General features: G+C 52.3%; 23 protein-coding genes. 15 read left to right on the forward strand and 8 right to left on the reverse strand.

What is annotated here, in order from left to right:
* Positions 1-55: 55 nt before the first annotated feature.
* The 4 genes from HF685_RS11745 to HF685_RS11760 are packed head-to-tail and all read left to right on the forward strand — an operon-like array spanning position 56 to position 6640.
* Complete coding sequence (locus HF685_RS11745) at positions 56-2062, forward strand: class I SAM-dependent DNA methyltransferase (protein ID WP_211051167.1); 2007 nt, start codon at positions 56-58, stop codon at positions 2060-2062.
* Positions 2059-3246: a restriction endonuclease subunit S gene (locus tag HF685_RS11750; RefSeq protein WP_168820138.1), complete on the forward strand. Its 1188-nt coding sequence runs from the start codon at positions 2059-2061 to the stop codon at positions 3244-3246. The genes HF685_RS11745 and HF685_RS11750 overlap by 4 nt, the downstream gene beginning before the upstream one ends.
* The gene (locus HF685_RS11755; RefSeq protein WP_168820139.1) at positions 3243-6446 is read left to right on the forward strand and encodes a type I restriction endonuclease subunit R; all 3204 of its coding nucleotides are present in this window, start codon (positions 3243-3245) and stop codon (positions 6444-6446) included. The genes HF685_RS11750 and HF685_RS11755 overlap by 4 nt, the downstream gene beginning before the upstream one ends.
* 8 nt (positions 6447-6454) lie before the next feature.
* A complete protein-coding gene (locus tag HF685_RS11760) occupies positions 6455-6640 on the forward strand; it encodes a helix-turn-helix domain-containing protein (RefSeq protein ID WP_168820140.1) in 186 nt (61 codons plus the stop codon).
* Here the strand turns inward: HF685_RS11760 and HF685_RS11765 are convergent.
* On the reverse strand, positions 6594-7745 hold the full coding sequence (locus tag HF685_RS11765; RefSeq protein WP_211051170.1) for a tyrosine-type recombinase/integrase: 1152 nt from the start codon (positions 7743-7745) through the stop codon (positions 6594-6596). The genes HF685_RS11760 and HF685_RS11765 overlap by 47 nt on opposite strands.
* Positions 7746-8161: 416 nt before the next feature.
* Here HF685_RS11765 and HF685_RS11770 point away from each other — a divergent pair, with 416 nt between their 5' ends.
* The 4 genes from HF685_RS11770 (at position 8162) to HF685_RS11785 (ending at position 11042) form a co-directional block, all read left to right on the forward strand.
* Positions 8162-9337, forward strand: coding sequence for a tyrosine-type recombinase/integrase (locus HF685_RS11770; protein WP_343040048.1), 1176 nt, complete (start codon positions 8162-8164; stop codon positions 9335-9337).
* Complete coding sequence (locus HF685_RS11775) at positions 9334-10020, forward strand: hypothetical protein (RefSeq protein WP_168820143.1); 687 nt, start codon at positions 9334-9336, stop codon at positions 10018-10020. Before HF685_RS11770 ends, HF685_RS11775 begins: the two co-directional genes overlap by 4 nt.
* A 58-nt stretch (positions 10021-10078) precedes the next feature.
* A complete protein-coding gene (locus tag HF685_RS11780) occupies positions 10079-10249 on the forward strand; it encodes a helix-turn-helix transcriptional regulator (protein ID WP_168820144.1) in 171 nt (56 codons plus the stop codon).
* Positions 10250-10391: 142 nt separating this feature from the next.
* Positions 10392-11042 (forward strand): hypothetical protein, encoded by a 651-nt coding sequence (locus HF685_RS11785; RefSeq protein ID WP_168820145.1) that lies wholly within the window; start codon positions 10392-10394, stop codon positions 11040-11042.
* Between the two features lie 26 nt (positions 11043-11068).
* Here the strand turns inward: HF685_RS11785 and HF685_RS11790 are convergent.
* Positions 11069-11822, reverse strand: a protein-coding gene (locus HF685_RS11790; RefSeq protein WP_168818399.1) for an IS5 family transposase whose coding sequence is annotated in 2 segments (ribosomal slippage) — positions 11069-11492 and positions 11491-11822 — 756 coding nt in all. Because the reading frame shifts where the segments join, the coding sequence is not laid out codon by codon here.
* Positions 11823-12007: 185 nt separating this feature from the next.
* On the opposite strand from HF685_RS11790, the gene HF685_RS11795 reads away from it, so the two are divergent.
* A complete protein-coding gene (locus HF685_RS11795) occupies positions 12008-12376 on the forward strand; it encodes a hypothetical protein (protein WP_168820146.1) in 369 nt (122 codons plus the stop codon).
* A 54-nt stretch (positions 12377-12430) separates the two neighbouring features.
* Here the strand turns inward: HF685_RS11795 and HF685_RS11800 are convergent.
* From HF685_RS11800 to HF685_RS11815, 4 genes are all read right to left on the reverse strand, one after another.
* A protein-coding gene (locus HF685_RS11800) for an IS3 family transposase (protein ID WP_168820147.1) occupies positions 12431-13776 on the reverse strand; the annotation gives its coding sequence in 2 pieces (ribosomal slippage) (positions 12431-13446 and positions 13446-13776; 1347 coding nt in all).
* A 45-nt stretch (positions 13777-13821) separates the two neighbouring features.
* Entirely contained in the window at positions 13822-14313 is a 492-nt protein-coding gene (locus HF685_RS11805; RefSeq protein ID WP_168820148.1) for a hypothetical protein, read from the reverse strand.
* A 103-nt stretch (positions 14314-14416) separates the two neighbouring features.
* The gene (locus HF685_RS11810) at positions 14417-16291 is read right to left on the reverse strand and encodes a hydantoinase B/oxoprolinase family protein (protein WP_168820149.1); all 1875 of its coding nucleotides are present in this window, start codon (positions 16289-16291) and stop codon (positions 14417-14419) included.
* 2 nt (positions 16292-16293) lie between these two features.
* Positions 16294-18351 (reverse strand): hydantoinase/oxoprolinase family protein, encoded by a 2058-nt coding sequence (locus HF685_RS11815; RefSeq protein WP_168820150.1) that lies wholly within the window; start codon positions 18349-18351, stop codon positions 16294-16296.
* A 110-nt stretch (positions 18352-18461) separates the two neighbouring features.
* Between HF685_RS11815 and HF685_RS11820 the strand changes: the two genes are divergently transcribed.
* Entirely contained in the window at positions 18462-19643 is a 1182-nt protein-coding gene (locus HF685_RS11820; protein ID WP_168820151.1) for a CaiB/BaiF CoA transferase family protein, read from the forward strand.
* Here HF685_RS11820 and HF685_RS11825 read toward each other — a convergent pair.
* Positions 19640-20287: a GntR family transcriptional regulator gene (locus HF685_RS11825; RefSeq protein WP_168820152.1), complete on the reverse strand. Its 648-nt coding sequence runs from the start codon at positions 20285-20287 to the stop codon at positions 19640-19642. The two genes, HF685_RS11820 and HF685_RS11825, sit on opposite strands and share 4 nt — an antisense overlap.
* Positions 20288-20399: 112 nt before the next feature.
* Here HF685_RS11825 and HF685_RS11830 point away from each other — a divergent pair, with 112 nt between their 5' ends.
* The 4 genes from HF685_RS11830 to HF685_RS11845 are packed head-to-tail and all read left to right on the forward strand — an operon-like array spanning position 20400 to position 24573.
* Positions 20400-21152 carry an aspartate/glutamate racemase family protein gene (locus HF685_RS11830; RefSeq protein ID WP_168820153.1) on the forward strand — a complete coding sequence of 251 codons (753 nt, stop codon included), beginning with the start codon at positions 20400-20402 and terminating at the stop codon, positions 21150-21152.
* Positions 21152-21583, forward strand: coding sequence for a nuclear transport factor 2 family protein (locus HF685_RS11835; protein WP_168820154.1), 432 nt, complete (start codon positions 21152-21154; stop codon positions 21581-21583). The genes HF685_RS11830 and HF685_RS11835 overlap by 1 nt, the downstream gene beginning before the upstream one ends.
* Positions 21583-21981 carry a nuclear transport factor 2 family protein gene (locus HF685_RS11840; RefSeq protein ID WP_168820155.1) on the forward strand — a complete coding sequence of 133 codons (399 nt, stop codon included), beginning with the start codon at positions 21583-21585 and terminating at the stop codon, positions 21979-21981. Before HF685_RS11835 ends, HF685_RS11840 begins: the two co-directional genes overlap by 1 nt.
* A gap of 60 nt (positions 21982-22041) precedes the next feature.
* A complete protein-coding gene (locus tag HF685_RS11845; RefSeq protein ID WP_168820156.1) occupies positions 22042-24573 on the forward strand; it encodes a TonB-dependent receptor in 2532 nt (843 codons plus the stop codon).
* Here HF685_RS11845 and HF685_RS11850 read toward each other — a convergent pair.
* Positions 24570-25412: an LD-carboxypeptidase gene (locus HF685_RS11850; protein WP_168820157.1), complete on the reverse strand. Its 843-nt coding sequence runs from the start codon at positions 25410-25412 to the stop codon at positions 24570-24572. The genes HF685_RS11845 and HF685_RS11850 overlap by 4 nt on opposite strands.
* Before the next feature lie 57 nt (positions 25413-25469).
* On the opposite strand from HF685_RS11850, the gene HF685_RS11855 reads away from it, so the two are divergent.
* On the forward strand, positions 25470-26876 hold the full coding sequence (locus HF685_RS11855) for a glutamate ligase domain-containing protein (protein ID WP_168820158.1): 1407 nt from the start codon (positions 25470-25472) through the stop codon (positions 26874-26876).
* Positions 26877-26953: the final 77 nt, after the last annotated feature.

Below are 26953 nucleotides of genomic sequence, written 5' to 3' on the forward strand. Positions count from 1 at the left end.
AAATTCCGATTTTATGTCTAATCACGCAACTAAAGAATCTCTGAGGGGCAACAACTTGCAGCAATTCGGCGAAATCGAAAAACGCCTTTGGTCGGTAGCAGACCACCTGCGGGCCAATTCTAACTTTGCCAGCAATGAATATTTCATGCCTGTCATGGGCCTGATTTTCCTACGTCATGCCTATAGCCGCTTTTTGCGGGTGAAGGCCGAGATTGAGGAAACACTGCCATCACGCGGCGGCGTCACACGTCCGCTCACCAAAGAGGATTTTTCGCAGCGCGGTTCGATATTCTTACAACCAGATGCGCAGTTTGATGCGCTGGTTGCCATTCCCGATGGCGGCGACCGGGCGGGCGCTATCATCGCTGCAATGGAGAGCATCGAAGCAGATTATCAATCGCTAGATGGCTCGCTGCCTAAGACCGAATATCAGGAACTGGGCGATGATGACCTTGGCCAGCTTTTGCGCACTTTCAACGACCCTGCGCTTAAAAAAGCCGATGGCGATGTGTTCGGGCGGATTTACGAATATTTCCTGACGCAATTTGCCGATCAGAAGGCGCATGATGGCGGCGAGTTTTTCACGCCGGTTTCCATTGTGCAAACCATCGTCAATGTGATCGAGCCAGATCACGGCAAGATCATTGACCCCGCCTGCGGCTCTGGCGGAATGTTCGTTCAGTCAGCGCATTTTATTGAGCGAATGCAGCAGAACCCGAATGAACGGGTGACGTTTTACGGGATGGAGAAAAACCCGACCACGATCCGCCTCGCCAAAATGAACCTCGCCGTTCACGGGCTGGAGGGCGATATTCAAAAAGCCATTTCTTATTATGAAGACCCGCACGCGATGATCGGCAAGGCCGATTTCGTGATGGCCAATCCACCGTTCAACGTAGACGAGATTGACGCGGAGAAAATTAAGGACGATCCGCGCCTGACCTTTGGCCTTCCCGGCGTGAATAAAGGCGGCAAGGTATCCAACGGCAATTACGTCTGGATGTCATTCTTCTATAGCTATCTGGCCAAGCAAGGCCGCGCTGGCATCGTTATGTCATCTCAGGCTTCGTCTGCGGGCGGTCAGGAAGCCAAAGTCCGCGAGGCAATGGTGAAGACGGGCGATATGGATGTGATGATCGCCATTCGCTCCAACTTCTTTTACACTCGCACCGTGCCCTGTGAGCTTTGGTTTATGGATAAGGGCAAACCCGATGCGATGCGCGATAAGGTGCTGATGATCGATGCGCGGCATATATTCCGCAAAGTCACGCGCAAGATTTATGATTTCACCCCCGAACAAGCGCAGAATATCGCGGCCATTGTTTGGCTGTATCGCGGGCAGCAAGATCGCTTTTTGGCACTGGTTGAAGGCTATCTCGAAACTGCTTTTACGGAAATGCAGAGCTGCGACTTTGCCCCGCTGATTGCGGCGATGGACGCAGTGACGGCGGCGCATAAGGATGCGGAGCTTACTGCGCTGGCAGAAACGTTAAACGCCGACATGACGACGCTGTCCAAGGCCGCAGAAGCAGCGAAGGCAGCGCATTGGGATGGTCAAAAGCGCGATAACGCAGCGATGCTCGCTTCTGCCGTAGCGCTGCATCCGCTGGCAGATCAGGCCAAAGCGCTGGCCAAAAGCATTGACCATTTCTTCAAGACGGCTGGCCGTGTGCATGATGCCGAAGTGGCGGACGGTGCAAAGGCGGCAGAGGGCAAAAAACGGCTGAATGTGATGGATGCTGAGCGTCACCTTGTGACCGAGCATTTGAAACAGGCGCGTTATTTTAATGGACAAGCCGAATGGCTGCAAAGTCGTTTCCCCGATGCCGAACTGTGCGATGTCGAGGGTCTTGTGAAGCTGACAGATCGCAAAGAGATTGAAGCCAAGGACTGGAGCCTGACGCCGGGTCGCTATGTTGGTGTTGCACCGGAAGAAGAGGATGAGGATTTCGATTTTGAAGAGGCGCTGCGCGATATTCATATTGAGATTGAAGGGCTGAATGAGGAAGCGGCGCTCGTGGCCGCGACAATCAAAAAGAATTTTGCAGAGCTGATTGTATGAGTTGGCCTAGGGTAAAGCTATGCGATATCGCGAATAGCCAATATGGCTACACAGCATCGGCACAAGATGAGGCTATAGGGCCAAAATTTCTTAGAATAACTGACATCGTTCCACCATTTATTGATTGGGATAAGGTTCCGTACTGCCCAATCGACGAAAAACTAAACGCAAAATATGCACTCAGTCCCGGCGATATCGTGGTTGCACGGACTGGCGCAACGACAGGTCATGCGAAGCTTATTAGGTCTGAACAGAATTCAGTTTTTGCGTCATACCTTGTGAGGTTTAAAGTTCATGATGACCGTCTTGAATCTGGTTTTGTTGGCCTTCTAGTGGAATCTGACCAGTATAAAAATTTTGTTAACGGGGTGAAAGGAGGCTCCGCTCAACCAAACGCGAATGCTAAATCACTTGGCCTTTTCGAATTTGCAGTACCACCGCTTGATGTACAGAGGAGAATTGTCGAAGTTGCTATTACCTATGATGATTTGATTGAGAATAACCGGCGGCGGATTGCTTTGCTCGAAGAGGCGGCGCGGCTGCTTTACCGCGAATGGTTTGTCCATTTCCGTTTCCCCGGACATGAACACATCAAAATCATCGACGGCGCGCCTGAGGGGTGGAAGAAAACCAAACTGATTGATTTGGTCGATTGGATAAAAGAAACTGTAAAGCCAGTGCACTTTACTGAGGGAGATGTTCACATCGGCCTTGAACATATCCCTAGGCGATCATTCACACTCGCCGACTGGGAAACTACGGAAGGCCTTGCGAGCCAGAAATTTCGCTTCAAAAAGGGGGACGTGATTTTTGGCAAAATCCGACCATATTTTCACAAAGTCGGCTTCGCAATCTGTGATGGTTTAGCGTCTTCCGATGCTTTCATCTGGCGCCCCAAAAGCCCTAAATTATGGCCGCTAGTAGTTTGCGCAACATCCAGTGATTACTTTGTCGCAGTTGCATCAAAGACCGTCAAAGAGGGTTCGAAGATGCCTCGTGCCGATTGGAGTGTTTTGTCGCAGTTTTCCATTCCTACACCACCTTCGGGCATACTAGACGACTTTAATGCGCAGATTGAACCGATCACAACGCAATGTGCTTCGCTTGCCCTTGCAAACCATGAACTCGTGAAAGCTCGCGATCTATTACTCCCGCGCCTAATGGATGGTAGAATCGAAGTATGAGTTATAACGAAGACACGCTGACCCAGCAGACAATGGCCGATTATCTGAGCGAACAGCTCGGTTGGGACAGCGTGTATGCGTATAATCAGGAGACATTTGGACACGAAGGCACTTTGGGCCGCAAGAGCGACCGCGATGTGCTGCTCACCCGCTATATTGGCGAGGCATTGCATCGTTATAACCCCGGCCTACCAGATGAGGCTTACACACATGCGCTGCGCCAGATTACCGATACGCTGGGCTTTCAGTCGATAGTCGCGACTAATTGCGAGAAGTATGAGCTGATCCGCGACGGCGTAACCGCCAGCTTTCATGAAGGTGGCGAGATCAAGAAAAAGCGCCTGCGCCTGTTCGATTTTGATAATCCCGAAAACAACCATTTCCTGTGTGTTCGCGAAATGTGGGTGCGCGGTGTCGCGCATCGCCGCCGCCCGGATATTATCGGCTTTGTAAATGGTTTCCCGTTGCTGTTCGTGGAGTGCAAGCGCCCCGACAAATCGCTGCGTCGCGCCTATGAAGACAATATCGCGGATTACAAAGACACCATCCCGCATATGTTCCATTTCAACGGGCTATTGATGCTGGCCAATGGCATCGAAGCAAAGATTGGTTCGATCACCGCCCGCTATGAACATTTCAGCGATTGGAAACGTTTGGCCGAAGGGGAGAAGGGCGTTGTTGCAATGGAGACGCTCTTAAAAGGCGTTTGCACCAAAGCCAATTTCCTAGACATTTTCGAAAATTTTATATTGTTTGATGAAAGCGCAGGCGGGCTGGCCAAGATTGTGGCGCGAAACCACCAATATCTTGGCGTCAACCGCGCGATGCAATCGGTGGTCGAGCGTAAAGAGCGCGACGGCAAGCTGGGCGTGTTTTGGCATACGCAGGGATCGGGCAAAAGCTATTCAATGGCGCTTTTCGCGCAAAAGGTTCGGCGCAAGCTGGGCGGTGATTTCACATTCCTGATTTTGACCGACCGGACCGACCTGGACAATCAAATCTACAAGACTTTTTCAGGTGTCGGCCTTGCCAATAATGACAAAGAAAAATGCCGGGCAGACAGCGGCGGGGAGCTGAAACAGTTGCTCGGCGAGCATAAAGCCTTTGTATTCTCCCTGATCCAGAAATTTAATAATGAGGTGAAAGAAGGCGAAGGATATTCCCAGCGCGAGAATATCATCGTGATGACCGATGAAGCGCACCGGACACAATATGGCACGCTGGCACTGAATATGCGCAACGCGCTGCCAAATGCGAGCTTCATTGGCTTTACCGGAACGCCGCTATTTACCAGCGATGAAATTACACAGAGGGTTTTCGGCGGCTATATCTCAACCTATGATTTCCAGAGGGCGATTGAGGATAAGGCGACGCTGCCGCTCTATTATGATGCACGCGGGGACAAGCTTGGCCTGACATCAGAAGGCCTCAATGAGAAGCTCGCCAAGGCGATTGAAGAGGCCGAAATTGAAGACGCCGATGTGGCCGCAAAGCTCGAGAACGAGCTGAAACGCGAATATCATGTGGTGACAGCAGAAAAGCGGCTGCGCCATATCGCGGAAGATTTTGCATCCCATTATTCAACCAACTGGGAAACCGGCAAGGCCATGTTTGTCGCTATCGACAAGATCACCGCGGTTCGGATGCACGATTATGTTCGCGAGGCTTGGAATGCCGAAATTGCCGAACACGAACGTCAGTTGAAAGATGCAGTCGATGAACAGGACTTGCAGGCGAGAAAACGGCAAATAGCATGGATGCAGGAAACGGCAATTGCGGTCGTAGTTAGCGATGAGCAGGGCGAGGTGGACAGATTCCGCAAATGGAACCTCGACATCATGCCGCACCGTAAGCTGATGAAGGATGGCTTTACCGTTACCGATGCAAATGGCCAGATCAAAAGGCTCGATGTCGAAACCGCTTTCAAGAAAGAAGATCACCCGTTCCGTATCGTGATTGTATGCGCAATGTGGCTGACCGGTTTTGACGTGCCTTCACTCTCAACGCTTTATCTCGATAAGCCGTTGCAGGCCCATACGCTCATGCAGGCGATTGCACGCGCCAACCGCGTGAAGGAAGGCAAGAATAATGGCCTGATTGTGGATTATTGCGGTATTCTGAAAAACTTGCGCAAGGCACTGGCTACGTTTGCAGGACACACCGGCGAGGGCGAACCCGGAGAGGGCGGCGGTGAAACCGATCCGCTGCATCCAGAAGAAGAATTGCTGGATGAACTGCGCGAAGCCATTGGGATTGTTGCCGACCAACTGCAAGCCAACGGCTTCGAACTGGCTACATTGCATGAAGCGGTTGGCATGGCGAAAAATGCGGCTTTGCTGAATGCTAAAGAGGCGGTGAATATTGATGACGAGAGCCGCAAGAAATTTGAAATTTCAGCACGAGCGGTTTTCCGAAAATATAAGGCGTGCTTGACCTTCAAAGGCGTTCAGGATTTCCGGCATGATTATGAAGCGATAGGTTTTATTTATAAGATGCTGGAGGAGGATCGCGAGAATGCTGATACTTCGGCGATTATTCAAAGCCTCAACGCTATCGTAAGCGAAGCCATTGATGTCAAAGCTGATCCAGAATCGGATGAAAAAGTCTTCGATATTTCCAAGATAAATTTTGAGCTTCTCCGCAAGGAATTTGAGAAAAGCCCGCAGAAGAAAACCGACGTCCAGAACTTGAAGGATGTGATTGCACAGCGTCTGCGAAAAATGTTGATGGAAAATCCGCTGCGAACTGACTTCCAAGAACGCTTCGATGAAATAGTGCGCGACTATAACAAGGAGAAGGACAAAAACACGATTGAAGCAACCTTTGAGGCGTTAATGCGCCTTACTGCTGAAATGCAGGAAGAGGAGCTGGAATATGTGGCGGAAGGCTTCGATACGCAGGAGCAGAAAACGATATATGATATGCTCCGCAAGCCAGAGCTTTCGAAGGGTGATATTCGAAAAATCAAGGCGGTGTCCGTTGAGTTGCTACAGCTTATCCAATCGCGCATGGAGCAGGTTCAAGATGTATTTGCAAAACAAAGTACCTCAGACGGTTTTCGCCAGAGCATATATGATTTTCTTTATGATGATAAAACTGGCCTTCCGGCCGCCAGCTACACGCCCGATGATGTCGAAATAATGGCAGATAGCATCTATGGTTTCGTAAAAATGCAACAAGGTCAGCCAGCATACGCGTAGGAGGCGGAATGGAACCAAAGCTTGTTTCAATTACTGAGTGCTGCAAAATTCTCTCGCTTGGCCGGACAACGGTCTACCGCTTGATTGCAGACGAACAGCTTGAGACTGTGAAAATAGGCCGAAGACGGCTTGTGCGAATGGAATCGATTAAGAATTTGATTTCTGAAGGAGCGTCTTTGACCAAGCTTCCATAAGCTTGCGGCGCTTATCCAGCCTATCTGATCGCTGATATGCGCCCACCACACCCGCATCCACGGCATGGGCCAGTGCCGCTTCTTTAACTTCAAATGGCGTGTCAGTTTGTTCTTCGGCCCATGTTCGAAAGGTCGTTCGAAAGCCGTGAGGACGCGCCTCATAGCCTTCGCGCTTCATAAAGGCCGACATTGCCATATCGGAAATGGGCCTGCCTCTCAAAGCTGGAAACAAGAATTCATTCTCTGATCTGGTCCGAGCGCATTCAACAACCGCCAATGCTTCATCAGTCAATGGGACGCGGTGTTCACGACCAGTTTTTGTTCTCTCTGGCGAGAGTGTCCAAACATTGCCTTCTATTTCATCAAATGTAGCAAGCCGCACTTCACTCGTTCGCGCGGCAGTCATGATAAGGAAACGCAGGGCCAGAGCGGCGGTATGATCGATGCTACAAAGCCAATTATAGAACCTTGGCGCGTCAGCATATGGCATGGCCGGAATATGGACTGTCTTGTGGTTTTGCTTGCCGAGTAAAGCCCGTGCCTTGAGTGTTGCTTGCATATCGACATCTAAGCCAAGCGCAGCCGCATATTTTAAGGTTTGACCAATATGCCCAAGCGATTTGCGGGCCGTTTCAGCCTTTGTACGCCAGATTGGTTCGAGCGTTTTCTTGATCAAATGTTGGTCAAGTTTTTCAATCGGCGTCGTTCCAATTTTTGGAAGGACGTATTGTTCTAATAGGCTAAGCCACCGTTTTCGGGCATTTGCGTTTTTAAGTTCAGCCTTCTTGGCTTCAAAGCAGCCTTGAGCTGCCTCAGCTAAGGTAACAACCTTTGGCGCTTCTTGTTTATGTGCCCGCGCTGCGATTGGATCAATGCCGTCGCGTAGTTGTTTACGCGCCGAAGCAGCTCTTTCGCGGGCCTCTGCAATGGATACATCAGGCCAGCGGCCTAAGCCCATTTCGCGGCGTTTGCCTTTGATGACGAGACGCAGCGTCCACTTGCCAGCAATCTTTGAACGCTTGTTAAGCCAGAGGCCCTGGCCGTCAGCATATTTACCTGCATCAAGACTTTTGGCCTTCATCTGTGAAAGTGCGTTATATAACACCAGCCCACCTTTTCGCATTTTGGCACTCGAACAATATAGGTCACCCTATAGCCCACCTTTTGACATGCGAAACTGTGAAAATCAATGCTCAACTATGTTCACCTCAGATCGTTTATACCCTTATGATATAACAGGAAAATATTCGGATATGTTCAGCTATGGGAAAATTGGTGTGAGTCCTCTTCTGGGCACCATTAGACTGTTTCTCAAAGTCCCTTAAAGCTTGATTTTCTGCTAGTTATAGAGCATTTTGTGTCTCTCAACAGCCGAGGGTGTTTCTCATCATGCCCCCATAATCCGACTAATTTGGGGGCATAATTGGGGGCATGAAACGGCATAGCGAAAAGTGATGCCCCCAAATGGCCCTAAAAGACACAGAAATACGCGCCTTACAGCCAAAGTTAACCCCCTTTAAAGTGGCGGACGGAAAAGGGCTGTATATTGAAGTTTTTCCTAATGGATCAAAGCTTTGGCGACTCAAATTTCGCTCTAACGGCAAAGAAAAGCGTCTGGCATTGGGTAAGTATCCCGATGTGACTTTAGCTAAGGCGCGCGCCAAATGTAATGAGGCGAGGGCCAAGATTGCAGATGGCGTCGATCCGGCAGCGGAGAAGCAACGTCTCAAAATTCAGGCCGTGCTGGATTCTGGCAATACCTTTGCAGGTGTGGCGGAAGATTATATTGAAACCAAGCTTGTGCGAGAGAGAAAAGCGCAAGGGACTTTGGTTAAGGCGCGATGGTTTCTGGAGTTGTTGACGCCCGCGATTGGTTTCCGGCCTATTGCTGAAATCGAACCAGCGGAAATATTGGCACCGCTCAAAAAGATAGAGCGTAAAGGTAATTTCGAAACTGCAAAACGTTGTCGTGCGTTTGCCAGCCGGGTATTTCGATTTGGCGTTGCTACCGCGCGTTGCAAAGCCGATCCAACGGCCTTGTTGCAAGGGGCGTTGATAGCGCCAAAGGTAACGCACCATGCCGCGATTACCGATCCGGCCAAGGTTGGGGAGCTATTGCGGGCGATCGATAGTTATACGGGTAGTCCCATAACAAAATATGCCATGCAGATTGCCCCGCATGTTTTCGTCAGGCCGGGCGAATTGCGGCACGCGGAATGGTTGGAAATAGACGTTGATGATGCCATTTGGCACATACCAGCCGGAAAGATGAAGGCACGGCGGCCCCATGACGTGCCGTTGACTGCGCAGGTGCTTGCGAGTTTGGCCGATATACGGGAATTGACCGGATCAGGACGTTATATATTCCCCTCACTACAGACTCCGCTTAGGCCGATGAGTGAAAACACAATCAATGCGGCATTCAGGCGCATGGGTTACGCGCAGGATGAGTTGACAGGCCACGGCTTGAGAACGACGGCTTCAACATTGCTCAATGAAGCCGGAAAATGGGATGATGATGTCATTGAAACGGCGCTAGCTCATAAAGATACTAACCAAATTCGCGGCACATATAATCGAGCCAAATATTGGGATAAGCGCGTTGAAATGGCGTCATGGTGGAGTGATTATCTGGATGTTTTGCGCAAAGGTGCAGAAATACTTGATTTTCCAGCGAACGGCTCGACGGCCCCATGAACAAAGATTCCAATCCTGATTGGCGGGATCAAACTGAATGGTTGCAAGATCTTGTGACTGAATTGGAGCAACGCATAAAAATTTATCACGCTGAACCGGACGTGGAACTGAAACGTAATAAAGCGGCGGCCTATATGGGAAGTATCGCTGGGCATTTGCAGGAAATCCCTCCGTTCAAAGGCACTGACTTGCTCGTGCCTTTTAAGGATCTCCTTATTTTCATCCATTCGCTGGAAAGCGGTAGTGGCCACCCTTGGGCAAAACCAAATAACTTTGGCGGGACAAATTCTGAAACCGTTGCCGAAACCGAAGTCCGGATTTGGATTGTCATGGGTGTTTGGTCTTTGCTTGAAGGCGGATATCGGAAAAATCAGGCTTATAAATATATGGCAAATGCCATGACCGAATCTGGACGGACTTCAAAAGGACGACCGTTTTCGCATCGCAACGTTCAGCGATGGTGGTTAGATTATGAATACCAGAGAGATGACCGGCTTGCGAAAGTCCAAGGGCACATTGAAAATTATTGGGCAGAAATGCCGTGTCCGCACGGTCAGTTGATGTTCAACTGCAAAAGCAATGGGAATGGAATCCGTTGCGCCAATTGGCGGCTTGTGGCTGAAGAATTCGCAAGCAACGCGCTTAAAGTTGCTAACTTTCGAGACTGGTTCGTTTCGCGTTAGAAAAATGAACCACTACCATGGGTTAGAGGGGTGCATCACTAACCGAAGAGAAGCAAACATGGATAGACTCATCACCATCAAAGATTTCTGCGGGCGTTATGGCATTGGCCGGTCGACCGTATATCGCGAAAATCAGGCAGGGCGTTTGCCCTTTCGCAAGATCGGACGCGCAACTCGGATTGCGGAAAGCGATGCACTGAAATGGTTCGACCTGCTACCCGCTCGCTAATATCCCCCAGCGTCCATTTGAAACTTGCGCGGTTCGATTTGCCGATGTCCGTGCTTGTTCCAGCCGGAACACAAGCTTTCTGAATGCGTTCAACGGCTTGTGCCTGAATTGCGAAGCATCCCTATTATAGGGCGGTTATTACATGATCCAGCGACGCCAGAGTAAGCAAAGGCTGTTGCAGCATGGCGGTTCCAGAAGACAGCGCGATGTTGCGAGCAATCAGCTTACGGAAAAGCAATGTCGAGACTTGATCGGGGCAGCAATGGTGGCATGGGAAAGCGGGTGTCCGTTTAATCGGTTCATCACGCTACTTTGGGAACGGAGCGGGGTTGATGCCCGGCGCAATGGCGAAACGACGGCACGTTTTGTGAAGTTGGCAAGCGACTGGGCAAGGCGGCATGGCGATCGACTGGTTTGGGCTTGGGTTCAGGAACATGGTTGGAAAAATGGTGCGGATGTTCATTTAATTTTGCATGTCCCGCCGGAACTCGATCCGATATTCAAAGCGATGCCCGCAAAATGGACCAAGCTATGTTTGCCGGGTGCTTATGTCCGCAAGACTCTCCAGTGTCAGAAAATCCGTTTCGGTGATATCGCTGTAAACAATCCAGAGGCTTATGAGACGGCAATAATGGGCAAGGTCCACTATATGCTTAAATGCGCCCCAGCGGCTTTAGAACGCGAACTGGGCCTGGTTGGCAGGGGTCATAAGCCTTGGGGTCAAAGCTGCACCACTTTCCGCAAACAAGCTGGCATCTGGCAGGGATGGAATCGAAACAGCCAGCGCGATTAAACCTGATATACTAGGGTCCAGACTCATTATAGCCACCAGATTACGGTAGCAGCTATGGCGATGGTTGCCATAAAGGTTTTGATATTGCGGTCGAAGCGTGTTGCGACACGACGCCAGTCCTTGAAGCGGCAGAACATGCGCTCGACGACATTGCGCTGTTTGTAGATGGCGGGATCGCAGTCAAGTTTGACCTTGCGATGCCGCTTGGGCGGGATAACGGCGGTGGTACCACGAGAGGCGAGCCAGTCGCGCAGATCATTGCTGTCATATCCTTTGTCGCCAACCAGTTCAGCAGACGGTGGCATTGCCGCGATACACTGCTTGGCGACCTTCATATCGTGCACGTTCCCGGGCGTTAGCAGGAGGACACAGGGTCTTCCTTTTATATCGCAGATGGCGTGGAGCTTGGTGTTCCGGCCGCCCCGTGTCTGGCCGATACCATTGGCCAAGGCCCCCTTTTGCGCCTCCGGCAGTCCGGTGGACCTTGATGCAACTGCTGTCGATGAACAGCCTGTCTGGTACGCCCTCGGCTCCAGCCAGAGCACTGAAGATATCTTCCCATATCCCGCGCTCGGCCCAGCGTACGAAGCGGTTATAGAGTGTCTTCTTCGGCCCATAAACCGGCGGACAATCACTCCAGCGCCCGCCGCTTTGTAACGCGTGGACAATCCCCGAAAGCACGCGCCGGTCATCGACACGCAGTATGCCGCGCGTCTTCGTCGGCAAAAGCGGCTCAATCCGCGCCCACTGCTCATCCGAAAACCAAAAGAAATCAGACATATCCAATACCTCCTTGCTCAAGACATTGAATCACAATTATATCACTTTGGGAATCCCGTTAATGGGTCTGGACCCTAATTAATACGGCTAGCATCCCAGTCATTCGTTACGATCAATATAACCAAAATTGCTTACTCATTTAGGAAAATCTTTGTGATTTCATCAAATCTAGTTACACTTTGATAATGACAATTGAACAACTGGCTAATGAGTATCATGCAGCCATTCACGCTATGGAGAACGCTGCGATTGCTGCCGAGCAAGAAGCTCAGCTTACAACGCCCGTATCTAATCTCTTTACTGGATTAGCCCTGCAAGAAGGGATGGGACAGCTTCGTTTGATAAGAGAAACGCCGCTTGGCCGAACGCGCCCTGATTTCGCAGTGCTGCTTACACGTGGTGGCGCAACAATGCAAAGAGGTTACATTGAACTCAAAGCTCCGTCGATTAGCGTTAATCCCACACTTTGGGTTGGACGAAATCGAACTCAGTGGGAACGAATGAGCAATGAAGCCGAGATTTTGGTTGTATGTGTCCGTCGTCAGATAATTTGAGACACATGGGCGGTTAAGATCGGCGAGTGTTTGGCACCATCTGGTTGGTTGATATTATGCGGCGATCTTGCGGTATTGCAAGCGCCGATGTTCGATGGTTTTGCGTTTGATCCTTTCTCTTTGCTTGATAATGGCTTGCGCTCTGCCGAAGTAGGCGTCGGCAGGTGTCACATTGCTCAGGCTCTCGTGATAGCGCTGATGGTTATAATGCTCGACGAACGCCTCGACCTGTTTCTCGAGATCACCGGGTAGATAATAGTTTTCGAGCAGTATCCTGTTCTTCAAGGTCTGATGCCAACGCTCGATTTTACCCTGTGTTTGTGGATGGAAGGGTGCGCCGCGGACATGGCGGATGTTTCTGTCTTTGAGCCAGTCAGCCAGTTCTCCCGCGACATAGCTGGGACCATTGTCCGATAGCAGCCGGGGCTTATGTAACACATGGGCCTGATCGCAACCTGATGCTGTTAATGCCAGTTCCAGCGTATCGGTAACATCCTCAGCTTTCATCGTCGTGCACAGCTTCCAGGAGATGATGTAACGGCTAAAGTCATCAAGGATGGTCGACAGATAATACCAACCCCAGCCTATGATCTTCAGGTACGTAAAATCAGTCTGCCATAGCTGATTGGGTGCAGTCGTCTTGTCCTTAAACTCGCTTGCAGCCTTCCTCACGATAAAGGCGGGGCTGGTAATCAGGTCGTGGGCCTTCAAGAGTCGGTAAACACTGGCTTCCGACACGAAGTAGCCCTTGGTGTCGGTGAACGTCACCGCAAGCTCTCTGGGTGATAGCTCACAGCGTTCCAGCGCCATTTCCAGTATCTGGTCGTGGATATCATCCGGTATCCGGTTCCACGCACGGCGCGGTCCAGGGCGCTTGTCTTCCAGCGCATCTTCGCCGAACCGCTGATACAGATCATACCATCGGTAGAAGGTAGGCCGGGCAATGCCCAGCTTGTCTAGCGTCTGCTTCGCTGGCAGATGTGAGCGCTCCACCAGCTTGATAATCTCCAGCTTCTCAGTGGCAGGGTATCTCATTCCTCTAACTCCCCATCCCCGATCATGCTTTTTTTGAGCAGCCGGTTCTCAAGTGTTAGCTCTGCTACAACTTCCTTCAGATCACGGCCCTCACGGCGAAGCTCTGTCACCTCTTCATTGTTTGCCGCGCGAGCCGTGTCACCAGCAAGCCGCTTCTTCCCGGCCTCCATGAAGTCCTTTGACCATTTATAATAAACACCCTGCGCGATACCTTCACGCCGGCATAGCTCCGTGATGCTATCATCACCGCGAAGGCCCTCCAGCACGATCCGTATCTTCTCTTCAGCGCTATATTGCTTGCGGGTCGCTCTGCGAATGTCTTTCACCACCCGCTCTGTGGAGGCTTTTGAGTATTTTGCTTTCATCTTCGTTCCTTACAGTCACTGCAATGAAACCAAAATACTCCCTTATTATATGACGCTAATCTGTCTATCGATCGCTGACGGGGAACACTCTTCTGGAACGTAAGCGAGAGAAGGCGTCAGAAAAGCGGGGTTCTGAACATACATTTGAGTCGGTGGCGCTAGAATACATTGAGGATAGTCCTGTCGACAGAGTTTCCTGTTTTGCAGCGCGCTATAGGTCCAGCCTTCTGTGGCGCGATCAAAATTTCGGGCGCAATTCTCCACCGTCAATATGGCGCGCGGTTCGCCGTTTGTGATGCGCACATTTTCCCGTTTGCCGGTTTCCGCGCCAAAGGCATCAATATGGACGATCGCCCATTCGCCATCCTGATGGCTGATGTTAAAGGACATCCAGGGCGGTGTGTCGCGCCCGGCATCCTTCTCGAAATATACGTGCTCTTCGTTGCTGAAAATGCCCGATAACAGGTCTTCCAGCTTGGGGGTCTCTTCGTGATGCGCCACCATCGCGAGCATAGTCAGGCTGGTCGTAAATAACATCCGTCGCTCCTCGTCGGTCAATAATTTGTCCGGACAAGTCTAACAGTCTTTGCAGCAATGGCAATGCCGTAATGCTAGGGGCCGCCAAGTCCCTACCGCAGTTCTATGCGGCGGTCCAGACCGGTTGCGCAGGCGCGGGCAGACCCGTGTCCTGCTCGCAGTTTTTGCGCAAATCATCTATCGAGGGACCATAGTTGAACAGGGGCAGCTCGCCTCTCGAGCCGCGCATATCATCGCGCAGCTTCGCGGTCGCCGCATCGTCAACATCACCGGCATCATTGGCGATCACGCCATAAGCTTTGGCACCCTCTGCGGTGACCAGTCCCTGTGTAATTTCCTTGCCGACCAAAGCAGGATCGCGTTCAAGCGGATCACCCCAGCCGCCACCGCCCCAGGTGATAAAGTGGAGCAGATCGCCTTCTTCCACCGTCACTTCTTCCACCTTGTTGCCGAGAATCGTCTGCGTGCCATCGGCCTTTTCCAGTATCTTGCGCGCGCGCACGCCCGGTTCGCCGCCATTGACGCCCCAAGGTGGAACAAACCAGCGGTCATCGTGGATCGAGATGGTTCCCGCTGCGAGAAAACGGTACGTCATGTGAATACCATTGCCGCCGCGGTGCAGGCCGGCACCGCCGCTATCGGGCGCGGTATCATAACGCTCAATCAGGAGCGGGAAATAACGCTCCAGAAACTCGTTGGGCACATTGGTAAAGCCGGGCCAGAGGGAGTGGCCATCCGGACCGTCTCCCATGGGACGCCCTGGAATGCCGCCAAAACCGATCTGGAACAGCTGGAACCAGTCGCCGTTTTTACCCGCGCGGTTGTCATTGCCGGAATAAAAGAGATGTGGCGAGGATGAGAAGCCAGCAGCGTTCAGGAACTCTGGTGTTTTCTGCCCGAGCAATCCGCCCAATATGTCGAAGATGCGCCCCAATGCGTGGGTGCGGCCCGATAGTGCAGCCGGGAACCTTGGTTTGAGTAAAGAGCCTTCCGGAATGCGTACCTCGATAAGGTCGTAGAATCCGTCGTTGAACAATATCTGTGGGTCGAAGACCATGATCATGTAAATGCCGAAGAACATCTTGAACATATTTTCGTTCAGGAAGAAGTTGATCGATGCCCGGCTTTGTGGATCGGTGCCGTCAAAATCCAGAATGACCTTCTCACCATCGCGCCACATGGTGCATTTGATTTTATAAGGACCAAAACCGACCCCATCGTCGCAGATGTAATCCTCGAACATCACCTTGTCTTCGCCGATTGCCATCGCGATCAGCGATTTCATCGCGCGATGGTTGCGGGCGAGCAATTCCTGCGTGGCTGAAATATAGACATCATCGCCAAAACGCTCGGCCATTTCGACAACGCGGCGCGAGGCCACACGGCAGGAGGCGATCAGTGCGTTTAGATCGGCCTGACACCAGTCGGGCTTGCGTGTCTGGTGCATGACAAGCTTCATCAGATCGTCATTATATTCGCCCTTTTTCCAGATTTTCACCGGGGGGATACGGACGCCTTCTTCAAAAATTGATTTGGAATCAATCGGCATCGAACCGACCACATTGCCGCCAATGTCGGACATATGACCGAACATCGCGGTATAGGCGATCAGCCGGTCGTCTTTGAACACCGGCAGCAACACCAGCCAATCATTATTATGGCTGACCGCGCCTTCACAGCTATAGGGATCGGAGAGGAAGATCATGTCACCGTCTTCCAGTGTACCGTCAAACTGCTGCAAGAAGCCGCCAATGAAGCTCCCGAACTGGCCGACAATCATCTTGCCGGTGTGATCGGCGATCAGCGGAAAAGCATCGCCCTGCTCTCTTATGCCCGGTGACATGGCGGTACGCACCAGCGTCGCGTCCATCTCGATGCGGGCGTTGCGGAGCGCGTTTTCGATAATGTCGAGCGTGACCGGGTCGATATCAATCTTCTTGAACGGCGTATCGTTTGTCTGAATGATTTGTGCGGTCATGATTAAGCTCCTTCAGCCAGATTGATCAGGATATTGCCCACTGCATCGACATTTGCGACGCAGCCCGTTTCGATCAAAGTGGTGGAATCCATCTCGATCACGATGGCGGGTCCGGGAATAATATCGCCCTGTCTCAATTTGCTGCGGTCATAGATCACCGCCGCTCGTTCCTTGCCGTCCATCCAGAGCGTGTGATCGCGCATCTTCGCTTCGATCGGATCGCCATTGCCTTTCGGCAATTGTGCGGCTGGCAGATCCAGCTCTTTGCCCAGGGCCACCGCGCGCACGTTCACAATCTCGTGCGGTGTTTCCATGTTGAAGGTGAACAGCCGCAAATGCTCTGCGTCAAAACGGTCGAGCAGGCCATGAACGCCGTCTGTATTGAGAACGTCCATCGTGATTGTCAGCGGTACTTCGAACGCTTGTCCCGAATAGCGCACATCAATTTCAAATTCCATTTCGATATCGCTATCGAGCACGCCTTCTTGCGCCAATTCAGCGCGGAGCTGCTTTTCCATTTCGGTCAATATGGCGGTGAGATCGTTGACGTCGGTTTGCGTTGCCAGTTTCGAATAGCTGCGTGCGGTTTCCGTCCGCATCCGTGTAGTCGCATCGCCCAATGCGCAGAGTACGCCCGGAGAAACCGGAGAAATGGCTGGCCAGCTGCTCATCAGCCTGGCCACCGCATTGACATGAAGCGGACCAGCCCCGCCAAAACCCATCAGCGCAAAGTGGCGCGGGTCGTATCCCTGCTGGACCGAGATCATTCTGAGCGCGCCAAACATATTTTCGTTCACAATATCAATGATGCCGCGGGCCGCTGCCATCAGGTCAATGCCGAGCGCATCTGCTATTGTCTGCACCGCTTTCTTTGCGCCCTCACGGTCCAGTTTGAAACTGCCGCCCAGCAGGTTTTCGGGCAGATAACCGAGCACGACATTGGCGTCTGTTACGGTTGGCGCTTCACCGCCTTTGCCATAGGCGACCGGCCCGGGCACCGCCCCGGCGCTTTCGGGCCCAACCCGCAGCGCGCCGGTAAGCTCCGGCACATAAGCAATCGACCCACCGCCCGCTCCGACCGTTTTCACATCCAGCGAAGAGGCGCGGACGGACAAATGCCCGACTTCGGTCGTGCGCACGCGGCGCGGTTCGAGATTTTCAATCAGCGCTACATCGGTTGACGTGCCGCCGACGTCGAGTGTGAGAATATTCTTGTAGCCCGCATTTTTACCAACCCACAATGCGCCCGTCACGCCGCCAGCCGGACCGGACATCAGGATATTGACCGGATGTTCTTCCGCCTTGTTTGACGTCATCAAGCCACCGTCTGAACGCAGCAAAGAAAGTCGGCCCGCAAAGCCTTTGTCATTCAGCTTGTTACGCAAGTTGGAGATATAGTTGCTCACCACCGGACGGACAGCGGCATTGGCTACCGTCGTCAAGGTGCGCTCATATTCCTGCATTTCCGGCAGCACTTCATGGCTGAGGGAAACCGGCACATCAGGAAGTATCTCTGCTGCTAATGTGCCAACACGGCGCTCATGATCGCCGTTCACATAGGCGTTCACTAGTGAGACCGTCAGCGCCTCAACGCCCTGGTCCTTGAGTGTTGTCAGCGCGGCGCGTGCGCTATCTTCGTCGAACGGACGGAACTCATTACCATCCGCATCCATCCGGCCTTTGATCGTTACCGTATCTTCCAGCGCCGCGAGCGGTTGGGGTTTGGGCCAGATGATCCAGGCGGCAAGGCCGCCGGGCACGTAACTCCGCGCAATCTGCATGACATGGCGATAGCCCTCGGTCGTGACCAGACCAACCCGCGCGCCTTTGCCTTCCAGAACTGCATTGGTGGCGACTGTCGTGCCGTGTAGCAGATATTCGATATCGCTCGCCGCAACACCAGCCTCGTCACAAAGCGCATTGACGCCGTGTAATATGCCTTCGCTGCTATCGTGGGGTGTCGATGGCGTCTTGTGTCGCCAAAACGCGCCGCTGTCCTGATTAAACAATAGTAAATCCGTAAACGTACCACCTACATCAACGCCCAATCGGTACCCCATAAGATATTCTCTCTAATTTGCCATTCAACCAAGCTTTTACAGATTAATAAATTGTATACAATTCATATTCCGCTTTGTATAGCTATAAGCAACATGCGGGAGTGATAAACATGGCGCAAGGGGCATTAACCGGACTGCGATTAATTGAAATGGGGCAGCTTATTGCAGGCCCCTTCTGCGGCCAGCTGATGGGTGATCATGGCGCAGAGGTTATTAAGATCGAACCGCCGAAAATCGGTGATGCAATGCGCAGTTGGGGGCAAGGTATTCCGCTGTGGTTCTCGGTTGTTGGCCGCAATAAAAAGTCGATCACCTTGAATTTGCGCGAGAAGGAAGGGCAGGACATCGTCCGGCAGCTGGTCGCAAAAAGTGACTTCCTGCTAGAAAATTTTCGCCCCGGAACCATGGAAAAATGGGGTCTGGGCTATGACAGGTTAAGCACGATCAATGAAGCACTGATCATGATCCGGGTTTCGGGCTATGGCCAGACCGGGCCCTATTCAAGCCGCGCAGGCTATGGCTCCATTGGCGAGGCGATGGGTGGCATGCGCTATATTGCTGGCGAACCGGATCGCCTGCCGAGCAGAGTCGGGCTCTCCATTGGCGATTCGCTTGCTGCAACCTATGCTTGCTTGGGCGCAATGATGGCGCTCCACCATCGCCATCTCACAGGGAAGGGACAAGTGGTGGATTCGGCGATCTATGAGGCGGTGCTGGCGAATATGGAATCGACCGTGCCGGAATATTCCGTCGCCGGTCACATTCGTGAACGAACCGGTTCCATCCTCCCAAAAATTGCGCCTTCAAATGTCTATACGACAACTGACGGCAGCGTGCTGATTGGCGGCAATCAGGATAGCGTGTGGAAGCGTATGGCGGACATGATGGGGCAAGCGGAGCTCGCGGAAGATCCGCGCTATGCCACCCATGTGGCGCGCGGCGAAAACCAGACAGAACTGGATGAGTTGATAAACCTCTGGACGCAGACGCTATCGAGCGACGCGGTGCTGGAACTCTGTGAAAAGCATGGCGTTCCGGCGGGCAAAATGTTCCGTGCGCCGGAGATGCTAGCTGATCCGCATTATCAGGCGCGTGAGGCATTGGTGAAATTTGATCACCCGCAGCACGAGAATTTCGTCATGCAAAATGTTGCGCCCAAATTGTCGGAAACGCCCGGGCATATTGAATCTATCGGACCGGAGTTGGGCGCGCACAATGAGGCCATTTATGGTGAGCTGCTCGGCATGGATAGCACGAAAATGGCCGATCTTGAAAAACGCGGGGTTATCTAGTCATTACGATTGGCGGCAACGCTGAACGTATGAAAGGCGCGCCGGATATGGCTGGTCATAACCGATTTTGCCCAACGTTCGTCTTTGGCCGCAAAAGCGGCAATCAGTTCATCATGATCTTGAGCGGACTGGTCCAGTTGCGCCTTTGAATATTGATGCGCAGTCTTGCGAACTACCGGTTGCTCAACCAGCGCCGGCAATAGCTTGCTCAAACGTGGAGACCGGGCACAGGTTAGAACCAAATCATGGAATTTGCGGTTAGCTTCGAGAAATGCCGAGATGTCTGGTGGTTTTTGGCGCACAGCTTCCTTCAATGCTTCGTTAATCGTCTTGAGTTGTGCCATTGATTCGGCGTCAATTCGAGCCGCAGCTCGCACGGCCGCATGAGCTTCCAGCATCGCGCGCAGCGTAAACATTTCGTCTATTTCGCCGTCAGACCAGTTGGCGACCGACAACCGTTTGGATTCGCTCCGAAAGATCAGCATCTCGTTTTCCAGCCGCTGCACTGCGTCGCGCACTGGCGTTCGCGAGACACCTGATATTTCCGCCAGCTTCTCTTCGGTCAATTGCATGCCAGGATATGCATCGCCTTGCAGGATGAAGGACCGGATTTTCCGGTAAGCGGTTTCTGATGCGCGGCTCATATCATGCCTTTGGCGGAAATTTTCCTGACCGACAAGCCTGCTTCTGATGGCGAAATTCTGCTTGACGGCTATGAATTGTATACAATACAAGGGGACAGCAAGGAATTATCCGATGGACGAACAAAAACGCATCAAGGTCATTGTTCCCATTCCAATGGATGAAGCGGGCGTTGCTGCGCGCGCCGAGCAGCTTCCCGCTGATTTTGTTCGCGCTGGATTTAAGCCGGAATTTGTTGCAGTGCCCTGGGGTGCAGCTTTGGGCGATAGCTACCACGACACGATGCTGATGGACTGGACGGTATTTCAGGCCGGGATCACAGCGGAAGAAGAGGGATATGCCGGGGTCCTCATTGATACAGTGAGCGATAGTGGCATGCGAGCGTTGCGCTCGCGGCTGAACATTCCGGTCGTCGGTCCGGGTGAGGCATCCTTTGCAGCGGCCATGATGCTGGGCAAAAAATTCACCGTGCTGACGATGTGGCCCGAATGGTTCCCGCTGTATGAGAAGACGCTAACCGAATATGGCTGGTGGGAGCGGGTCGCTTCGCTGCGATCGATCGAAACTCGCCCAGATGTAACGGAACTGCTGGCGGGCAAAGAAGAAGTGATTTTTGAAAAGCTGATCGATGAGGCGACTGCGGCGATGGAAGAAGACGGCGCAGATGTAATCGTGCTCGGTTCTACTACCATGCACCAGTCGGCGAAATATCTCGATGATAACCTGCCAATTCCCGTACTGAACCCGGGCCAAGTTGCTTATAAATTTCTTGAAACATTGCTCGAACTGGGTCTGACGCACAGCAAGAAAGCATTCCCTGCGCCTGAAGTGCCCAAAGACGAAGATATCAGAAAAGGATGGTATTAATGGCAGACTGGTCTCCCGGCATGGCAGGGCAGGTGCCGTTGCCCTATCCGTTTTATATCGACATCGTAACCAAGCGCTATTTTGATGGCGTCGATAACAAGAACATGGCGCAGATACTCAATTGCTTTGCGCCTGACGCAATTCTTCATGAAGCAACTTCCAACACCATCCACAATGGCCGCGATGCGATTGAGGCGATGTTTGTAAAACTTTTTGCCGATTTTGAACAGATTTGGCACGGCAATTTCGTGCACACGGCGGACCCCGAGAGCAACGCGGTCTGTTCGCAATTCACGGTATTGATAACACCCAATGGTGGCGAGCAATTGCGCTATGAAAATTGTAACCGCTTTTACTGCAAGGATCGGCTGTTCCAGCATGTGTTCGTATACATGAGCGGTGATAACTTGCTTAAAGAGGGAGATGTCTGATGCAATATGAACCCGGCTTATCCCGTGCCGCTTTGCAAGACCTGGCAATCAACAAATATTTCGCTAGCGTTGACCGCAAGGATCTTGAGGCCACGCTTGATTGCTTTCATGACGAAGCCTTGCTTTGCACCCAGACCAGTTTTACCCGCCACGCCGGTAAAGCAGCGATCCGGCGGATGTTTGTCGATTTCTTTGAGAGCTATAACTCTATCATTCATCGCGATTTCACTTGCACTATTGATGACCTAAATGGCCGGATTGCAGCAAATTTCGTAGCGGAACTGAAGGATGCGGAAGGCAATACGACCTTGTTGCACAACACCAATTTCTGGCGGGTGCGCGATGACAAATTTCAGGAAGTCTATATCTACATGAGCGGGGCGAATGTCCTCGTATAATATAATGATGACAGCCCAAAAAGGCCTGCATCTTTTTCCATTCAGGGAAGGAAAATTAGAATGAGTCGTATCAAAACAGCCCTATCACTTTCAGTCGGAGTTACCGCGCTGATCGCTTTCAATCCAGCCGCCGCACAAACATCAGATGGCGAGCAGGTTGAAGGCGGGCAAGACAGCAATGTCATTATCGTGACCGCGCGGCGGCAGGACGAATTACTCGCCGAAGTCCCCGCATCTGTAACCGTGTTTACCGCCGAAGCGCTGGAGCGCACCGGTATCCAGCAAGCCGATGAATTCGTTCAGCTGACAGCGGGCGTAACCATTGTGAGCGGTACCGCAGAAGCCGGCGATACCCAGATCAACATTCGCGGAATTAACGGCGCACGCGATGCGGAAAGCTCGGTGGCATTGGTTGTCGATGGTATTCTCAAAACCAACACCGCCCAGCTCAATCAGGATCAGGGCACATTGCGCCAAATTGAAATATTGAAAGGGCCGCAAGGCGCGCTTTATGGCCGCAATGCTGCGGCTGGCGCGATTGTTATCCAGACGTTGAAACCCGGAGATGTGCTCGAGGGTGGCGTTAAAGTTAGTGCTGCAGAAGACAATACGTACAAAGCATCAGCCTATGTGTCTGTGCCGGTCGGCGAAAACGCCGGGCTGGTATTATCCGGTTCTTACAACACAACGGACGGTTTTTACCGCAATCGCTTTTTGAACAACCGTGCGGTTGTCGATGATCAGGAAATCTGGTCTGTCGATGGCCGTTTCGTAGCCGAATTCGGCGATACCGAACTGGATGTAAAAGCGCGCTACGCCGATTTGTCTGGCGCATCAATCAACTTTAACGCTGCATTTCATCTGCCGAATTTTGCAGGGGTTAACCCAGCATTCTTTGAAGATGTGAACGCGCATCCTTTTGATTTCTATTCAAACATCCGGCCAACCAACGATCAAAAAACCTTTGAGACATCGGTCAAAGTCACGCACGATTTTGACGGTGCGACTTTGACGGCATGGGCGCTTTACAGCGATGTTGATCAGGCGTTGACCGCAGATGGCACGTCTGCTGACTTTGCACGCTATATTCCGTTCCCAGCGGGCACGCCGACGGCTCAGGCAGCAGCCAATAGTTGTTTTGCATCCACCGCAGCACTCACCGGATTTCCGGTCAATCAGCCGGGTTTCATCGGCACTTCTCCAGTTCCCTTTATATTTGATCCGGCGAATGGTTCGACCTTCGGTCCTTATAGCCCGACAACCTGCGATGGTACGCAGTATCAGATCCGCGAACAAACCGACATCAGTGGCGAGATACGCTTGTCATCCAATGGCGATGGTCCGCTCGGCTGGCAAGTGGGGGCTTATTATCTCAATATTGACCGCGACGTGGGTGTGAGCCTCGGTGCGGACCTCGGGCAAGGCGTAACGCGGCAATTGTTTAACGATACGAATAGCAGCAACCCGACTTCGCAGCTTTTCTCGGACAATTTCAACACCAATGTCTACGCCGCCTTCGGTTCACTGGATTATGAACTGGCGGATAATTTCGATGTTGGTTTGGCGCTGCGCTACGATATCGAAGAGCGTGAGGTTTCCAATCAGGTGCCGCTTGCGATTGATCCGATTACCGGAGCAGCGATTAATCCGGGGCAAGCGTTTGGCCCTATTCCCGATCAGAATGCCACATTCAAGCAGCTGCAACCCAAATTGTCGCTACGCTATGGACTGAGCGATGATCTGAATTTCTACGCCAACTGGGGTATAGGCTTTAAGTCGGGTGGCTTCAATAATCAGGGCGCAGCCGCCATTGTTGACCAGAATTTCAACCAGTTCATCGGCACCAATGTTCTGATCAACGACCAGTTCCGCAAAGAGAAATCGAGCGCGTTTGAGGCGGGTTTCAAAGGGTCGGCTTTTAATGGCTCGGTAACATTCGACCTGGCCGGCTATTATACTGATGTCACCGACATGCAGTTTTTTGAATTCTTCGTCGGGGCGTTTGGTCTGCTCCGCGTGGTGTCAAATATCGACGAGGTTGAGCTTTATGGCGTTGAATTTAACGCCAACGCAGAAATCATCGAAGGCTGGAACATCTTTGGTTCGGTCAACGTGACGGAAAGCGAGATCAAAGCCAATGCCTCCCGTCCAAACACAGTTGGCAATAAGTCACCCTATACCGCAGACTACACAATTAACCTTGGCACCCAAGTGGTTGCACCGATTGCCAGCAGCTTTGATCTGGTGATGCGCGCCGATTACCGGATCACTGGGCCAACATGGTTCCATAGTGTCCAGAACAACACCAGCCCGACTTTGTTTAGCGGATTGCTGCCGATCTCCAATTTGCCCGGGCCGCCGCCTGCATTCGTGGGCGATGCGGATTATTCGATCACCCAACGCAAAGCCTTTGGCGTGATGGACCTGCGCTTTGGTTTTGAAGGCGACAACTGGAATATCACGGCCTTTGCGGACAATCTGTTGGACCGCAAATATCTCAATGAGGTTATTCCGGCGATTGAATTTGGTGGATCATTCCTCTCACCAGGCGGTCGCCGTCGCTTTGGTGTCGAAGCCGGATTTACCTTCTAAGCGGATTGTTTCGGTAGCATCCCGAAAGGCACTATCTTATTGGCTGCGTCGTGTCCGATATCGGCGCGGCCAAGATAATCTATGCCGTGGCGTGCGCACCAGCGCTGACAAATTTCTTCCTCGCTCTCGCCAAAGGGGCGATCGTTTTCCGGCACTGCACTGACCCGGCCAAGTCGCAGACCAGTTAATCCTGCGCTGCTGAGATGGCTGGTGACATTGAACATCGCGCGGTCAAAGGCATAAAGATACTCGGAGATTTCCTCGATCATCAGCACATGGTCTCGCAGGTTCGGCAATAGCGGTGTGCCGACCATCATCGAGAGCGTCATCAGGTTGAACGCTGCATATTTCTGGTCCGGCACGACATGCTCCTCCAAGGCAGAAGGATTTTGGTGCACCAGCCAATCCAATGCCCGGCGAATAGCATCAACCCCGCCTTCACGCTGAATATCAACCGGCATAGAACCATGCACTTGCTTGCCAATCCCGGCTCGGTAAAGAGCGCCCAGCAGATTGCCGCCATCGCTATAACCCATGTAAGTTTTGCGGCTCGCGGCGTCGGTTAACTGCTGCAGAGCATCCTCGGCAATCCGCGCCGCGCCATAGCCGCCACGCGCAAACCAGATTGCATCCAGTGACGTATCATTAGCCATGCGGACAAAAGCATCGCATCTTTCCTGATCATTACCAGCAAAATGGCCAGCGCTGGAATAGCATTGGTCGGCAAACACCAGTTCCGCATCGGGATGGCTTGCTGCCGCAACGGCGCTGACCCGCGCCGCATCCTCCCGGGAAAACGGCGTGGAAGGCGCGCAAATGCCGATCCGTACTTGTGGCATGGTAAAATACTCTCTTCAGCAATTGCAAAATCTAACCGGAGCCAATAGCGGGGAGCAATGATGAAACACAAATCCTATTATTTTTGCGGCATCGGCGGATCAGGCATGTTGCCACTGGCAATGATCGTCCGCGAGGGTGGTGCCAATGTCGCCGGCTCTGATCGCGCGCTCGATCAAGGTCGGTTGGCAGCCAAGTTCGAGTGGCTCAAAGCCGAGGGCATTGGCCTGTTCGCGCAGGACGGCAGCGGGCTGACCTCCAGTGAGCAGATACTGATTGCCTCGGCCGCGATTGAAGACAGTGTACCCGATATTGCCAAAGCCAATAAGCTCGGGTGCAAACGGATGACCCGGGCCGAATTGCTGGCCGAGCAGCTAAATGCTTCATCGAATAGTATCGCGGTCGGCGGGACCAGTGGAAAATCTACCGTGACAGGAATGATCGGCTGGATATTGACCGAAGCCGGCCTTGATCCAACGATCATGAACGGCGCGGTGATGAAGAATTTCGTTGGTGATGATGCGCCATTTGCCAGCTCGCGGGTGGGTTCAGGAGCGGTATTTGTAAGCGAAGTCGACGAAAGCGATGGTTCTATTGCTTTGTTCGATCCGGAAATCGCCGTCCTTAACAATGTAAGCCTCGATCACAAAAGCCTGGAGGAGCTGCACCAGCTGTTTGGCGATTTTTCTTCAAAAGCAAAGGCAGTCATCTGGAATCTTGATGATGCCGAGAGTGTTTCTGTGCTGGAAGGGCTTTCGCTCTCCAGCCCGATCAGTTTTGGATTTGGTGAAGCCGCTGCGTTCCGGGCGAGCGAAGTTGTCGAGGCGCCGGTGAGCAGCAGCTTCACCCTGACCGCAGACGGCCAGAAATATGTGGTAAATCTCCAAGTACCGGGCCGCCACAATATCGCCAACGCACTGGCCGCAATAGCGGCGGCTTATGCCGCAGGCGTGCCGGTTAAAACCAGCGTATCAGCGATTGGAAAATTCACGGGATTAGCCCGGCGATATGATGTGGTGGGCACTGCCAATGACATCACGGTGATCGACGATTTCGGTCATAATCCCGATAAAATCAGCGCGACTTTAAAGACCATGAAGGCATTTGAGGGCCGGATTATTGCCTTCTTCCAACCCCATGGATTTGGTCCAATCCGCAAAATGGGTGCGGAACTGGCGGAGAGTTTTGCTGAATTGCTCGATGAACGTGACTATGTCATCCTCTGCAATCCGGTCTATTATGGCGGCACGGTCGATAAGTCGATTGGGAGCAAGAGCATCATCGACGCTATCAGTGGCAAACAGAGCGCATCAAGCCCGGAGGCCGAGCATATTCCGGCGCGAGCGGATTGCGCAACGCGTATTTTGGAACTCGCCCAGCCCGGCGACCGGATCGTAATCATGGGCGCACGCGATGATACATTGCAGGGCTTTGCCAGGGACATTCTGGCGGCCTTGGCTAAATAAACAGTTCCGGCATCATCAGGATAGGCTAACCCGTTTGATAGACAATCCCAAGCTTTCAGGAGACTCATCATTATTTC

This window comes from Parasphingorhabdus halotolerans (assembly GCF_012516475.1).
Classification (GTDB): Bacteria; Pseudomonadota; Alphaproteobacteria; order Sphingomonadales; family Sphingomonadaceae; genus Parasphingorhabdus; species Parasphingorhabdus halotolerans.